The following is a 13,085-nucleotide window of genomic DNA, read 5'->3' as shown; positions in this document are numbered from 1 at the left end:
CGCCAACGACACGCATACGAGGTAAATCCATGGCACGCGGCATCAACAAGGTCATCATCGTCGGCAACCTCGGCGCGGATCCGGAAACCCGTTACACCGGCAGCGGTACGGCCATCACCTCCCTGCGTATCGCCACGTCCGAAGCGTGGACCGACAAGCAGAGCGGCGAAAAGCAGGAGCGCACGGAGTGGCACCGCGTGAAGCTGTTCGGCAAGCTCGCCGAGATCGCGGGTGAATACCTCAAGAAGGGCCGTCAGGTTTACATCGAAGGCTCGCTGCGCACCGACAAGTACACCGACAAGGACGGCGTCGAGCGCTACTCCACGGACATCATCGCCAACGAGATGCAGATGCTCGGCGGCCAGGGCGGCGGCGAAGGCGGCGGCTTCGGCGGTGGGCAGGGCGGCGGTCGTCCGCAGCAGGCCCGCGGCGCCGGTGGTGGTCAGGGCGGCGGTGGCGGCAACAATTGGAGCAGCGGTGGCGGCCAGCAGCGCAGCGGCTACGCCGGTGGCTCGCGCGGCGGCGACGACTACGGCCAGCCCCGCGGCGGCAACGCCCCGCGTTCGGCACCGCCCGCCAACGAAGGCTTCGACGACGACGATATTCCGTTCTAAGCCGCCTTATCGTGAATCGACGTACCATCGACGGGCGCTCATAGCGCCCGTCTTCTTGTAGAACAGGGGAAAATTCATGCGATACCTTGTTGTGGCGCTCTTGCCGCTCGGCGTTGCCGGCTGCACCTCGGTGCAAGTACGGCCCTTGGATCCCGCACTCCATGTCACACGTGTGTGTATCCAGGAAAACCCCGACGTCATCGTCAAGGACTTCCTTCCCGTGCTTAGGGAGGGCTTTCAGAGGCACAACATCGCTACGGATGTTTATTCAACGATCAATCCTGAGGCTTGTCCCTACGTCTTGAGGTATACCGCGTTGCAGTCGTGGGACTTCGCTCTGTACCTGTCTCATGCCGAACTCAGGCTGGAACATGACGGCAAACAGATCGGCTATGCGGAGTATCACCTCAAGGGCAAAGGTGGCCTTTCCGTGGCGAAATGGCAAAGCGTGAAGACGAAGATGGATCCTGTGATCGATTCACTGCTCAAGTAGGCCGAATGTCACACTGAAGCGATTCAAAAAAGAATCCGAGCATCGCACTCAGTCGGACCCGCCTCAGACGCAATCCATAGACCGCAGATGGTTCCTGCTCGATGGTTGGTCTATCTGCTAGTCGCTGCTTCGCGGAAGCGCAAGAAATTGAGTTGCTTGTTTGAAGTGGTCTGCCAGAAGCCCTTGCGCTTGTAGGTCAGCGCGTCGCGATCTTCCTCGCCGTCCATCATTGGTGATGGTCATGCTGCTCTTCTTGCCGAAGGGCGGATTGGCCGGCCTCTTATGTTGAAGTTTTCCTTACGCGCCCTTAGCCTTGCGCGTAACACGGCCCCCCGCCTCTACATCGCAAGATGCACACGGGGGTTCTTTTTTGGTTCATCGCGCATTACCGGGTAAGGTTTTCTAGCTGTTGCTGTTGAAGGCTCGCTTCGTCGGTGTAGCTCGCCTTCGGCCTCGCATCGGCGCCTGTACCGCTTCGGACGGTGAGGTGGTGTGATGTCGTTGAGCTTGCGCTGTGGATTGCCTTGGTGATCATTCGCGTGGAGTCGCCGGATGCCTCTGCCTTCGGATCACGACGGTGAGATGGCGCAGCGCTGCGGCTCTCCCAACACGTGACCTCAGTCATCGTGGGAGTCTTCGGTGTCCCCCTCGATGCGAGTTTCCGCACAAGAGAGCGGCCGAAGGCCGCTAGGTACATGGGCCGCGCCAGCGGCCATCCTTTCCGAACGCGGAGGACCTGTCTGAGCAGCGAGGGGGACACCGAAGGCTCTGGCCTCGTCGCACGAGCTAGCGATAGCTCCAGCCGCTGGACACATGCAGTCACGCAGCGAAGGAATCGACGTATCCAGACAGCGCCCTGGAATTCAGCGATGAACCTCTTTTTTGGGCTGTTCTGACAGTTGAAAAAGATTCTTGCGCACGCTGCAGGATCCCCATCACCTGCTCCTGTCGTGGCGTACAGCGCAGCTCCCCTTGGTGGAGATACAGCGAATCAGTGCAGGTATGAAACGCATCAGCGCAAGCACCATCACTACGATGGCGATAGCGCCGGATATCGACAGAATCATGCGGTCACCATGTGCCTGGTACCAGGCCAGGGCGATCAGAGCACAGGCGGCGACAAGACCGAAAAGAATGGATGCGATGCGTGCGTTCGACATGGGTTCCTCCAAGTGTGGGTGCCGGATAGACCTTTGTTGATCTTGATCCGTCGGAACCAAAGTCGCGCCTACGTGGGATTTCTTACAGACTTTCTTCCAGCGACTTCAGTTTTCCGGTGAGCTCCAGCAGTTGGCGCTGTCTGGTGCGCGCCAGCACGAGTCCCGAGATGATCATGGCGACCAGCGCTATCAGGCCGACGAGCGTTTGCATCAGCGTCAGATTGGATTGGGCCATGTGCTCACTCGGCGCCGCCCCTGGTGCCAGAACCCTCGTCAGAACTGCCCCCGTCACTGCGCCCAGGGGTGTTCCCAGGTAAAGACAGCGCGCCTGGAAGAGTCCCCGCTTTGCCCGTGTGACCATGCGCTTGAGAAGGCTGACCGTATCGAGATCGAGCGGATCCACGGAGCGGCAGCGCACGCGCTGATATCCGATCGCACCGGCAACGAAGGCGATCCACAACGCGCTGATGAGCCCGTGGGTATCAGATCGTCCGGTGGCCTCCTCGAAAATAAAAAACAATGCAATGCCACAGAGAATGATAGTGAGGATTCGGCTGTGCCACCGCTGCGCTTTCTGCAGCCGCTGCAGGTCTCGCAGGAGCTGCCCGGTGTCCGGTTTGGGTGCGGATTGCCAAAGCGTGGCGAAAGGATCGGCTTGCGATGGTTCGCTCATGTCTAGGCTCCGAAGTTCAGCCGGATGAAAGTTTTGGCGCGATGCAGTCGCACCGACGTGTTGCTTTCACTGATGCCGAGGATCGTTGCGATCTCCTTGATCGGTATCTCCTCGAGATAGAGGCCGGCGACGGCCTTTAAAGGCTCTGGCAATTGACGTATCACCTCGGTCAGGCGCGCCAGTTGCCTGGCATGATCGGTGGCCTCGTCGACAGGCACGGACATATCGGCAATGCCGTCGCCAAGGCGTTCGTCCTTGCGTACGAGCGCGCGACGCACATGGGTGACACAAATGTTCTGGGTGATACGGGCGATATAGGGTTTGAGCATCGACGGATTGTCCAGGCGAGGTAGTGCCTGCCAGACCGCCAGCCAGACTTCCTGCACGAGATCATCGATCCGGTCGGGATGGCGCTCATAGACCGTCGCAATGCGACGCACCATGCCGGCGTGCTTATCGACGATCTCTTCGAGGCTCAACACGGCGTTGGTATCCCATCCCTTTGGGGCCTTAGTCGCTTGAATGGGAATCTTCTTACAAGGCAGGCCTAGTCTGGTAGGAGATAGGTATCACTACGATGTCTCGTTGCATGCCCCGGCCGTTCCGAGAAAAGGCCTCACCGATGCATCGCCGCCACGTCCTCAGCGCTGATGCGGTCGGGATACTGGTTGCCGAAGTGGGTGCGGATGTAATTGATCACGTCGGCGATCTGCGCGTCGCTTAGGCTGGCGTCGCGCAAGAAGCGGTCTTCGCCTTCTGCAGCGGGCTTGAATGAGGGCATGTCTCGCCGCCCTTGGAGGATGACGGCTGCCATGTACTGCGGCGAGACCAGGCGGGGATTGCCGGTCAGCGCGGGATAAGCGCCCGCGCCTCGCGCACCCTTGGCGTCGGGCATGTGGCAGCCCTGGCAGATGCTGCGATAAACCGCTTCGCCATCGGCAGCGGCAATTCTTCCACCGGCATGCCCGGCGTTGTCGGAGGACTGCGCCACCGCAACGCCTATGGCGAGAAGCAGCGCGATGCAGCCCAGCGCGCATGCGCCATGTTTTGCGTGTCGGCTCATTCCATGCCTTCCGTGGCGCGCCGATGGAGCCGTTCGATGGCGTCGAGCGCGGACGTCACTGCGCCTTCCTGCCAGGCCGGCAGATACGATGCGTGCTCGCCGGCCAGCACGATGCGGCCGTCCATTCGGCACAGGTTGTCGTAATGGCGCTCCCGCATCTCGTCGGACCACGCACCGAAGCAGCCCAGGGTGAACGGCGAGCGATGCCAGCCCACCGCGATGCCGTTCTCGAATTCCTGGCGATACTGCGGATGAATGCGGTTGCCGTAGTCCACCGCCTTGCGCACGCGCTCCTCCGGCGCCATCGCGGTGAACTCGTACGCGTCCTGCCCCCACATATAGGCGCCCAGCAGCACACCCTTGCCGCCGCTATGGAAACCTGTGCTGGGATAACCGATGTTGGCGATCGGTAGATCCGTATAGGTGATGCCGCCGTAGATCTGCTCGTCGTCTTCCCAGAAGCGCCGTTTGAACTGCAGTCCCACTTTGACCGAAGCGGCATAGGGCACGGCGGCGATGGCTTCGGTCATCGCGGGCGAGACGTTGAGCGGCAACTGGCCGAGGATCGACAGCGGGATGGTACAGACGCACCACTGCGCGTTCGCGGAGTGCGTGGCGCCTGGCGTGTCGGCGTCTTCATAGGCCACGGTGACACCGCGATCGTCCTGTTGGATAGCGGTGACCTTGGCGCCATAGCGGATCACGCCTTCCAGCTCACGACCGAATGCCTCGCCGATTCGTCCCATGCCACCGACCGGCTGGAACAGGGTGGTCTGGAACTCGTAGATTTCCCCCGCCACCAGGTACTGCCAAAGGCGCGAACCGAGCACGTCCTTCAATTGCAGTGGCGTGGAAGGTGACGGCCTGGCAGACAGCCCGCCACCGGCGTCGCAGTCGTAGCCACGCCGGTTGCTGCTGGTCTCGCCGCGCGCGTAAGCGAACTGCCGGTCCAGCGCGCCCCATTCGCGCAGCGATTCCAGCAGGCGTTCCTGATCCTCCTTGCTCACGCTCTGGTCCAACTTCGCCTGCTGCGTGCTCTTGGCCAGCAGTTCGGCGACGTGGCCGCGGTAGTCGGCATTGATCTCGCGATAGCGTTGCGGCTTGCCGCCGAACGCATCGGCGCTGTGCAGATACGCGTTGTGGTTGACCTGCACGAAGGGCTCCAGCGCCACGCCGAGCTTCCTGCAATACGACAGGATGCCGTGATGGTGATAAGGCAGGCGCCACGGTCCGGGGTTGAGATACAGTCCGTCATCGAATTGGCAGTGCTGGGTGAATCCGCCCAGTTCGGTGAAGCGATCGCCGCCGCGCAGCGACCAGTTGCGGCCGCCGGGACGATGGTTGTATTCGAGCACCTGCACCTTGTAGCCAGCCTGGCGCAGCTCGTAGGCGGCCACCATGCCGGCAATGCCGGCACCAAGCACCAGAACCGATGCGCCGCGCGGCGCGCCATGCAGCTGCGGCGTGCCGCGAAAGGGCGACTCGGTCGCCAGACCCAGACTGCTCATCGCCTGGTACATCGCCGCGCCACCCGCGGTGGCGCCAATCATGCGCAGCAGGTCGCGCCGCCTCATGCTGCGCGGCGCATCGCCTCCGCGCGAAGAAACCTCGTCGTGCATCGATCACCTCTGACCCTGAATCCGGAATGCTGCACATGGCCCCTCCGCGCGTGCGGCGCGGAGGGGATGCCGTCAGAAGCGGTAGGCGACCTTGCCGTACCAGTAGCGGCCGTTGAAACCGAAGGGCGACAGCGAGGAGTACTGCAAGCCATCGGCGCGGTCTTCGTACACGTTGGCCAGCGACGCCTTGGTCGGATACTGGTTGGTGACGTTGTCCACGCCCACGGTGAAGGTCCACGCCTGCCACGCATATCTGCCGGAAAGATCGAGCAGCCATCGCGCGGCGAACTTCTGGTCCTGGCTGCCGTCGTCGGCGTCACCGCGGCGGATCACCGAGCCATACCGCGTGAGGTTCGCATGCACACCAAAACCGTTCAGTTCCCAGTCGCCGCCGAACACGTACTTGGTGCGCGGGGTGGACGAGGTCAGCAAGCCTTCGCTGGCACGGCCAAATGCCGGTGTGGAAACTTCCAGTACCTTCGTCTTGTTGTAGTTGCCGCTGGCCGTGAGGTTGAGCTGGCCCCAGTCGGTCAGGTCCATGCGGTAGGCGGCGATCAGGTCGGCGCCGCGCGTGCGCGTGGTGGCGCCATTGACGAAGAACTGCGCGCCGGTGACCTGACTGTTGGGGATGTTTACCGCGATCTGATCCGAATACAGGATCGCGTGGGCCACACGGATCTGATACAGGTCGAGGGTCGCGCTGAAATCGTTCCATGGCTGCCATACCGCGCCCAGGCCATAGTTGGTCGACTTCTCCGGCTTGAGAGGCTTGGCGCCGAGTTCGATCGCCACCGGGTCCGACGTGCGATACGTGCCGATCTGCGCGAGCGTGCCGTTCTGGATCAGCGTCACGACCGATTCGTAGTTCTGCTGTGCCAGCGATGGCGCGCGGAAGCCGTTGGACGCCGTGGCGCGCAAGGCAAACGTATCGGTGAACTGATAGCGCGCCGACAGCTTGCCCGAGCGCGTGGAACCGGCGTCGCTGTAGTGCTCGTAGCGACCGGCCAGGCCCGCGGAGAGCTTGCTGGTCACGTCCGTTTCCAGATCCACGTACGCCGCCTGGCTATGCCGTCCGAAGCTGCCGGCGACCTCTGGCGTCAGGCCCGGAAACACCTGTGAGCCACCTGCATACGGCGTGGTGGTGCCGGGGATCAGCGTAGCGGGCTCGAAGAAGTAGGAGTCCGGATCGCCGGATTCGATGTCATAGGTTTCCTTCCGGTATTCCGCGCCGAACGCCACTGTCACCGGATTGGGCAGGAATCCGACGTGCACGTCCTTGCTCAGGTCCAGGTTGGCGACGCTCTGCTTGTTGCGGAACGTGCCGGCGTTGAAATACGTCGGCGAATAACCCTGCGTGTAGAACAGGTTGGTATTGACGCTGTTGGCGATGTCGAAACCGAGGTTGTTTTCGCCATGATCGGCCGAAAAGTCCCAGTGCCAGCCGCCGTCCGTGGTACCGCGCACGCCCAGTACCGCGGCGATGTCGTTGCTGTGATTGACGATCTGCGGCAAGAATCCGTTCGGGTAGATCTCCGGCACGTTGCGCGCGGAGTCGTAAGCGCGGTAGTAGCCGTTGGAGGTGACATCGCGTTTGCTGCCATTGAGGTAACCGTACAGTTCGACGCCGTGCGCGATGTCGTAGCCGAAGTTGAGCAGCAACTGGTACGTCTTCACCGCCGGGTCGCCATAGCGCTCGTACGGGATACCTGAAGGGTTCGGGGCACCGGCGAGCGTGGTGGACTTATCGCGGTTCTCCGCGCGATTGGTGTTCATGGTGTTTTGGTAATTCCACGCCACGCGCATCCAGCCGGGCGCGCTGCCTTCAGGGCCGCCGAGGGGTATCCCCATGCTGCCCTGCACGCCGTTCTGCGCGCCGTCGCCCTTGTCCATGATGCCGCCGCTGGCGGTGATGCTGTTGCCGCCTGCGGCGCCACCTCGCTTTAGGACGACGTTGATCACGCCAGCGATGGCATCGGAGCCGTACTGCGCCGCGGCGCCATCGCGCAGCACTTCGATGTGGTCGATCGCGGCGATCGGAATGGAATTGAGGTCCACCGGCGCCGAGCCGCGGCCGACCGATGAGTTGTAATTGACCAGACTGGTCGTGTGATAGCGCTTGCCGTCCACCAGCACCAGTACCTGGTCGGGCGACATACCGCGCAGGCTGGCAGGCCGGATCGCGTCGTTGCCGTCGTTGATGGCGGGGCGGGGGAAGTCCAGCGACGGGAGCAGGGTGCTCAGGGCGCTGGCGAGATCCGTACTGCCGGTGGCATTGAGGTCTGCGGGGCTCAGTACATCGATCGGTGCGAGGGATTCGGACGCGGTGCGGTCGGTGCTTCGTGTTCCCGTGACGACGACTTGCTGGAGCAGCTTGGCTTTTTCGGGCGTGACCGTGTCGGCGGTCGGCGTATCGTCGGCCCAGGCTACCGAGGCGGCAAGGGCATGCGTCAAGCAAAGGGGTAGCAGCGCGGCCGCCGGCAGGCGTCGCTTGAGTCGTCTGGTCATGGATGGTCCCCGGTCAGGCAGTCAGTAGAGAAGGCTCCTAGGCTGGATCTGCGTCGCAGCATGTTTCCCCCCAGCTGCGACACTTCGAGGCTAAGCGCGAATGTTGCAACGCGTCAATATCTAGCTATCTGGGCGTCATTACGCTGTAATCGTTGGCCCGGTCCGGTTTTGCGCTGCGGCAAAATCTCGCGCCGACGACGGGATTCCGCGTGGCGGCCCCAGTACACGTGCCTAGCGTCGGCACGCCGTTGAATTCGAGCCACCAACGCGAAAAGCCCCCGCAAGCGGGGGCTTCTCATGTCGACCCGCAGTCTGTGGATCAACTCAGTGCGCAGTCACTCTCGATAACCGAGCAACGAGGATCGCTGTCCTCAGCGATTCGCATGCAGCGCATGCTTCAGATCGCGCATCTGATCGTGGCCGGCCTTCACAGACACATATGCCTCATTGATCAACGAGCGCGTGCCGGCGGTGACGTCGTTGTCCTTCATGGCGTCTTCGTACTTCGCCTTGATGTGATCTTCGCCGCGCTCGACTTCGTCAACGATGGCGGTGTCGTCCTTCGAGCTCATCTTCGCGCGCAGTTCCACGAACATGCGGTGAGCCTTGGCGAGGATCGTGCCGTCGTCTTCCGGCGTGCCACCGAGCGAACGAACCTGCTGCTGCAGGGTCTGCACCACCTGACGGCGTTCCGCGGCGCGCTGCTGGAAGGTTGCAGCGTAGCGAGTGTTCTCGGCGTCCTTGGCGGCTTCGCCGTAACCTTCGGCGCTGTCGATGGTGGTTTCGATGAGGGAATTGAGAACCTTGAGATCGTGGTCGGTGCTGGTCATCGTCGTGAGCTCCTGTTGACTCGGGGGGATGTTTCGCGGAGACCAGCTTCGAGGTTCAGAAGGGCACGAACCGTGAAGAGGACGTGGCATCGTTCACCACACGTGGCGTTCATTCATTCATGCGACGTCGGTGCATACTTCACGATCACGCAGCCAGTACGGAGTTTCCATGCCATCGAATCGACGCGCCCTCGTTACCGGCGCTTCCGCCGGCATCGGCGAAGCTTTCGCGCGCGAACTCGCCCGTCGTGGTCACGACCTGGTGCTCACGGCACGTCGTGCCGATCGGCTTGAAGCATTGGCGCAGGAGCTGCGCGATCGCCACGCGATAGAAGCCATCGTCGCGCCGCTCGATCTCGCGAGGCCGGACGGTCCGGAAGCCCTCGTCGCGGCGCTCGAGGCCCAGGGGCTGGCGATCGACGTGCTGGTCAACAATGCGGGCTACGGCGTGCCTGGCTATTTCAACGAGCAGCCGTGGTCCACCCATGCCGCTTTCATCCAGGTGCTGATGACGGCACCCACCGAGCTGGCCTATCGACTGCTGCCGGGGATGAAAGCGCGTGGCTATGGGCGCATCGTCAACGTCGCGTCGCTTGCGGGACACGTGCCCGGGTCTGCGGGGCATACGCTCTACGCCGCGTCTAAGGCGTATCTCATCAAGTTTTCCCAGTCGCTGGCGCTGGAAGGCAAGGGCACGGGGGTGCATACCACCGCGGTCTGCCCCGGCTTCACTTACTCGGAGTTCCACGACGTGACCGGTTCACGCAACCTGGTATCGAAAATGCCGGCCTTCATGTGGATGGATGCGCTTACGGTGGCGCGCCAGGGGCTGGATGCGGTGGATGCCGGGACGGCCGTGTACGTCAACGGCGGGGTGAACCGCGCGATCAAGACGTTGTTCAAGCTGCTCCCCGATGGCCTGGCGCTGAAAATGATCGAGCGGCAGGGGCGGCGGTTCCGGACCGGGGCGCACACCGGCTAGCGCGCCACCCGTGACCTCTGGCATAGGCCTCGCCGATCGCCGGGGGCTAGCCTCGTCCGGTTTGCGGTGCTTTCCGCACCGCCCTGCCGCCACGGGGACCATCGATGTCGACCAAACGCAATGCGGTGCTTAGCGGCGCCGTCCTTCTTGGACTGATCGGGGCATCCGCCTCGGCCCAGACCGTCACCACCGACGACTACCGTCGCGCGGACTCGTTCCTGCCGAACAACACGATGCCGCTCGTAGACCACTCGGTCCAGCGTGTCACCTGGATCGATGGCAGCCACTTCTGGTATCGCGACCACGACAAGAGCGGCGATCAGTTCCTGAAGGTGGACGCCGCGACCGGCGAAGCGACCCGCGCGTTCGACCGCGACAAGGTCGCCTCCGCGCTCTCCGCCGCCACGGGCAAGAAGATCGACGCGGCCAAGCTGCCCGTCAGTGGCTTCGTCGTGCGTCCCGACGACGGCCTCGACATCACCTCGGGTGGCAAGCGTTACGTTTGCGACAAGGCCATCGGCAAGTGCGAACTCGCCGCCGTGAAGAAAGACGCCAAGGGCCAGTCGCTCGGCCAGGAGCCGGGCCTGAAGTCGCCTGACGGCAAGTCCGAGGCCTTCATTCGCGACTGGAATCTCTGGGTGCGCGATATCGCTACGGGTGCGGAAACGCAGCTCACCACCGACGGTATCAAGGACTACGGCTACGCCACCGACAATGCCGGCTGGAAACACACCGACGAGGCCATCCTCGTCTGGTCGCCGGATTCGAAGAAGATCGCCACGTTCCAGCAGGACCAGCGCAAGACCGGCGAGATGACGCTGGTCAGCGTCAACGTCGGCCATCCGAAGGTGGATACGTGGAAGTACCCGCTGCCGGGCGACAAGGACGTAACGATGATCGAGCGCGTCGTCATCGACGTGCCGACGAAGAAGGTCGTGCGCTTCAAGATGCCGCCCGACCAGCACCGTTCCACCATTTGCGACGACGTGTCGTGCAGCCCTGGCGTATGGGACGACGTGCGTTGGTCCGCCGACGGCAAGAGCATCGCCTTCGTGTCCACGGCACGCGACCACACGCATGAGTGGTTCCGCGTTGCCAACCCGGAGACGGGTGACGTGCGCACCGTGTTCGAAGAGCAGGCCAAGACCTACTTCGAAGGCGGCAACGACATGGCCAACTGGCAGTACGTGCCCGAAACCGACGAGGTGATCTGGTTCTCCGAACGGAGCAACTGGGGCCACCTCTACATGTACAGCCTGAAGACCGGCAAGCTGGAGCACGCGATCACCTCGGGTGATTGGAACGTCACCCAGGTGCTTCATATCGATCCGAAGACCAAGACGATCTGGTTCCGTGGTGTGGGTCGGGAGAAGGGCGTCGATCCGTATTACCAGCAGTTCTACAAGGTCGGTTTCGACGGCAAGGACCTGACGCTGCTGACGCCGGAAAACGCCGATCACAGCGTGTCCATGTCGAAGGACGGCACGTACTTCTTCGATTCGTATTCGACCATCGACACGCCGCCTGTCGCGGTGGTGCGTCGTGCCGACACGGGTGCCACGGTGAAGGAAATCGCCCGGGCCGATATCTCGCGGCTGAAGGCGAAGGGTTGGGTGCCGCCGACCGCGTTCACGGTGAAGGCGCGCGACGGCAAGACCGATCTCTACGGGCAGATGTTCAAGCCGACGAACTTCGATCCGGCGAAGAAGTATCCGCTCGTGGTCTACATCTATCCGGGTCCGCAGACCGGCTCGGTGCGTACGCGCAGCTTCATTCCGTCGCACGGTGACAACCAGGCGCTGGCCGAACTCGGCTTCGTCGTGGTCGCCGTGGACGGCATGGGTACGCCGTGGCGCTCGAAGGCGTTCCACGACGCCTATTTCAAGAACATCGGCGACAACACGCTTCCCGACCAGGTCGCCGCAGTGAAGCAACTGGTGAAGAAGTACAACTGGCTCGACGGCGATCGCGTCGGTATCTGGGGGCATTCGGGTGGTGGCAACGCCACGGCCACGGCGATGTTCCGCTATGCCGACGTCTTCAAGGTCGGCATCTCCGAGTCCGGCAATCACGACAACCGCAACTACGAGGACGATTGGGCCGAGAAGTGGCAGGGCCTGCTGGTCATGGACAAGGATGGCAAGTCCAACTACGACGACCAGGCGAACCAGAAGTGGGTGTCGGGCCTCAAGGGCCACCTGATGCTCGCCCACGGCACGTCGGACGACAACGTGCCGCCGTACGAAACCCTGCTCGTCGTGGACGCGCTGATCAAGGCCAACAAGGACTTCGACCTGGTCATGATCCCGAACGCGCATCACGGCTATGGCGCGGCAACGCAGTACATGACGCGTCGCCGCTGGGATTACTTCGTGCGTTACCTCAAGGGCGAAACGCCGCCGAAGGAATTCGAGCTGACGCCGCTGACGCCTCCGGGCGGTTGATGAAAAAACCCCGCTGCAAAGCGGGGTTTTTTCTTTGCGTCACGCGGCGACCGGCACGAAGTGCATGGCCGCTGCGTTCATGCAGTAGCGCAGGCCTGTGGGATCTGGGCCGTCGTCGAACACGTGGCCCAGGTGGGCATCGCATCGCGCGCAGTTCACCGCGATGCGTTCTTCGATGAGGCTGCGGTCGGTTTTCTGCACGATGTTCCGTTTCGAGATCGGCTGCCAGAAGCTCGGCCAGCCGGTGCCGGAATCGAACTTCGTGGCCGAGTCGTACAGCGCCGTGTCGCAGCCGATGCAGCGGTAGATGCCGTTGTCGTGGCGGTCCCAGCCTTCGCCCGTATACGGCGGCTCGGTGCCTTCGTGGCGGGTCACGTAATACGACTTCGTGCTCAGCTTGGCCTTCCATGCGTCGTCCGCCAGCACGACGCGGGGCTGCACGCAGGTACCCAGCGGCTTCTTGTCGTTGCCGAAGCAGTCGAGCGTCACGCTGCCGCCTTTCGGCGCTGGCGCATCGGCGGCCATGGCGGGCCGCGTGGTGCGCAGGATGAAGGGCAGGGACGCGGAGGCGGCCACCGTGGCGGCCAGCACCCCCAGGAAACGACGGCGATCGGGATCGTTGCGCATGTGGCCTCCGGAAGCAGGGAAGGCCCCGGGGATGATCCGGGGCCTTCCCATCAGACCGTTCGGGGCGCGTTTCCC

General features: G+C 62.9%; 12 protein-coding genes. 4 read left to right on the top strand and 8 right to left on the bottom strand.

Features of this window, described 5'->3' with window-relative positions; genetic code table 11:
- The first annotated feature begins 29 nt into the window (after positions 1–29).
- Positions 30–614, top strand: coding sequence for a single-stranded DNA-binding protein (gene ssb / locus BT115_RS08530; RefSeq protein WP_072322016.1), 585 nt, complete (start codon positions 30–32; stop codon positions 612–614).
- A gap of 76 nt (positions 615–690) precedes the next feature.
- On the top strand, positions 691–1,107 hold the full coding sequence (locus tag BT115_RS08525) for an Sbal_3080 family lipoprotein (RefSeq protein ID WP_072322015.1): 417 nt from the start codon (positions 691–693) through the stop codon (positions 1,105–1,107).
- 935 nt (positions 1,108–2,042) lie between these two features.
- Here BT115_RS08525 and BT115_RS08520 read toward each other — a convergent pair.
- The 7 genes from BT115_RS08520 to BT115_RS08490 form a co-directional block, all read right to left on the bottom strand.
- A complete protein-coding gene (locus tag BT115_RS08520) occupies positions 2,043–2,267 on the bottom strand; it encodes a hypothetical protein (protein WP_072322014.1) in 225 nt (74 codons plus the stop codon).
- Positions 2,268–2,349: 82 nt separating this feature from the next.
- Positions 2,350–2,940: a hypothetical protein gene (locus tag BT115_RS08515; protein WP_072322013.1), complete on the bottom strand. Its 591-nt coding sequence runs from the start codon at positions 2,938–2,940 to the stop codon at positions 2,350–2,352.
- Positions 2,941–2,942: 2 nt separating this feature from the next.
- Positions 2,943–3,422, bottom strand: coding sequence for an RNA polymerase sigma factor (locus BT115_RS08510; protein ID WP_072322012.1), 480 nt, complete (start codon positions 3,420–3,422; stop codon positions 2,943–2,945).
- Positions 3,423–3,556: 134 nt separating this feature from the next.
- Positions 3,557–4,003: a c-type cytochrome gene (locus BT115_RS08505; RefSeq protein WP_072322011.1), complete on the bottom strand. Its 447-nt coding sequence runs from the start codon at positions 4,001–4,003 to the stop codon at positions 3,557–3,559.
- On the bottom strand, positions 4,000–5,577 hold the full coding sequence (locus tag BT115_RS08500) for a flavin monoamine oxidase family protein (protein ID WP_072322326.1): 1,578 nt from the start codon (positions 5,575–5,577) through the stop codon (positions 4,000–4,002). The genes BT115_RS08505 and BT115_RS08500 overlap by 4 nt, the downstream gene beginning before the upstream one ends.
- Before the next feature lie 117 nt (positions 5,578–5,694).
- Positions 5,695–8,127: a TonB-dependent receptor plug domain-containing protein gene (locus BT115_RS08495; protein ID WP_072322010.1), complete on the bottom strand. Its 2,433-nt coding sequence runs from the start codon at positions 8,125–8,127 to the stop codon at positions 5,695–5,697.
- Between the two features lie 371 nt (positions 8,128–8,498).
- A complete protein-coding gene (locus BT115_RS08490; protein WP_072322009.1) occupies positions 8,499–8,957 on the bottom strand; it encodes a PA2169 family four-helix-bundle protein in 459 nt (152 codons plus the stop codon).
- A 169-nt stretch (positions 8,958–9,126) separates the two neighbouring features.
- Between BT115_RS08490 and BT115_RS08485 the strand changes: the two genes are divergently transcribed.
- Complete coding sequence (locus tag BT115_RS08485) at positions 9,127–9,939, top strand: SDR family NAD(P)-dependent oxidoreductase (RefSeq protein WP_072322008.1); 813 nt, start codon at positions 9,127–9,129, stop codon at positions 9,937–9,939.
- Between the two features lie 104 nt (positions 9,940–10,043).
- Positions 10,044–12,383 (top strand): S9 family peptidase, encoded by a 2,340-nt coding sequence (locus BT115_RS08480; RefSeq protein WP_072322007.1) that lies wholly within the window; start codon positions 10,044–10,046, stop codon positions 12,381–12,383.
- Positions 12,384–12,422: 39 nt separating this feature from the next.
- Here BT115_RS08480 and msrB read toward each other — a convergent pair whose 3' ends face one another.
- Positions 12,423–13,010, bottom strand: coding sequence for a peptide-methionine (R)-S-oxide reductase MsrB (gene msrB / locus BT115_RS08475; protein ID WP_072322006.1), 588 nt, complete (start codon positions 13,008–13,010; stop codon positions 12,423–12,425).
- Between the last annotated feature and the right edge of the window lie 75 nt (positions 13,011–13,085).

The sequence above is a fragment of the Luteibacter sp. UNCMF366Tsu5.1 genome (genome assembly GCF_900119235.1).
Lineage (GTDB): Bacteria > Pseudomonadota > Gammaproteobacteria > Xanthomonadales > Rhodanobacteraceae > Luteibacter > Luteibacter flocculans.
The sequence above is the reverse complement of the archived record's forward strand: the minus strand, read 5'-3'. Positions and strand labels throughout refer to the sequence as shown.

What these genes read in the sequence shown, in the direction of transcription:
- BT115_RS08480 (WP_072322007.1), top strand. Translation starts at nt 10,044, where the DNA reads ATGTCGACCAAACGCAATGCGGTGCTTAGCGGCGCCGTCCTTCTTGGA.
- BT115_RS08525 (WP_072322015.1), top strand. Translation starts at nt 691, where the DNA reads ATGCGATACCTTGTTGTGGCGCTCTTGCCGCTCGGCGTTGCCGGCTGC.
- BT115_RS08505 (WP_072322011.1), bottom strand. Translation starts at nt 4,003, where the DNA reads ATGAGCCGACACGCAAAACATGGCGCATGCGCGCTGGGCTGCATCGCG.
- BT115_RS08520 (WP_072322014.1), bottom strand. Translation starts at nt 2,267, where the DNA reads ATGTCGAACGCACGCATCGCATCCATTCTTTTCGGTCTTGTCGCCGCC.
- ssb (WP_072322016.1), top strand. Translation starts at nt 30, where the DNA reads ATGGCACGCGGCATCAACAAGGTCATCATCGTCGGCAACCTCGGCGCG.
- BT115_RS08495 (WP_072322010.1), bottom strand. Translation starts at nt 8,127, where the DNA reads ATGACCAGACGACTCAAGCGACGCCTGCCGGCGGCCGCGCTGCTACCC.
- BT115_RS08485 (WP_072322008.1), top strand. Translation starts at nt 9,127, where the DNA reads ATGCCATCGAATCGACGCGCCCTCGTTACCGGCGCTTCCGCCGGCATC.
- BT115_RS08500 (WP_072322326.1), bottom strand. Translation starts at nt 5,577, where the DNA reads ATGAGGCGGCGCGACCTGCTGCGCATGATTGGCGCCACCGCGGGTGGC.
- BT115_RS08490 (WP_072322009.1), bottom strand. Translation starts at nt 8,957, where the DNA reads ATGACCAGCACCGACCACGATCTCAAGGTTCTCAATTCCCTCATCGAA.
- msrB (WP_072322006.1), bottom strand. Translation starts at nt 13,010, where the DNA reads ATGCGCAACGATCCCGATCGCCGTCGTTTCCTGGGGGTGCTGGCCGCC.
- BT115_RS08515 (WP_072322013.1), bottom strand. Translation starts at nt 2,940, where the DNA reads ATGAGCGAACCATCGCAAGCCGATCCTTTCGCCACGCTTTGGCAATCC.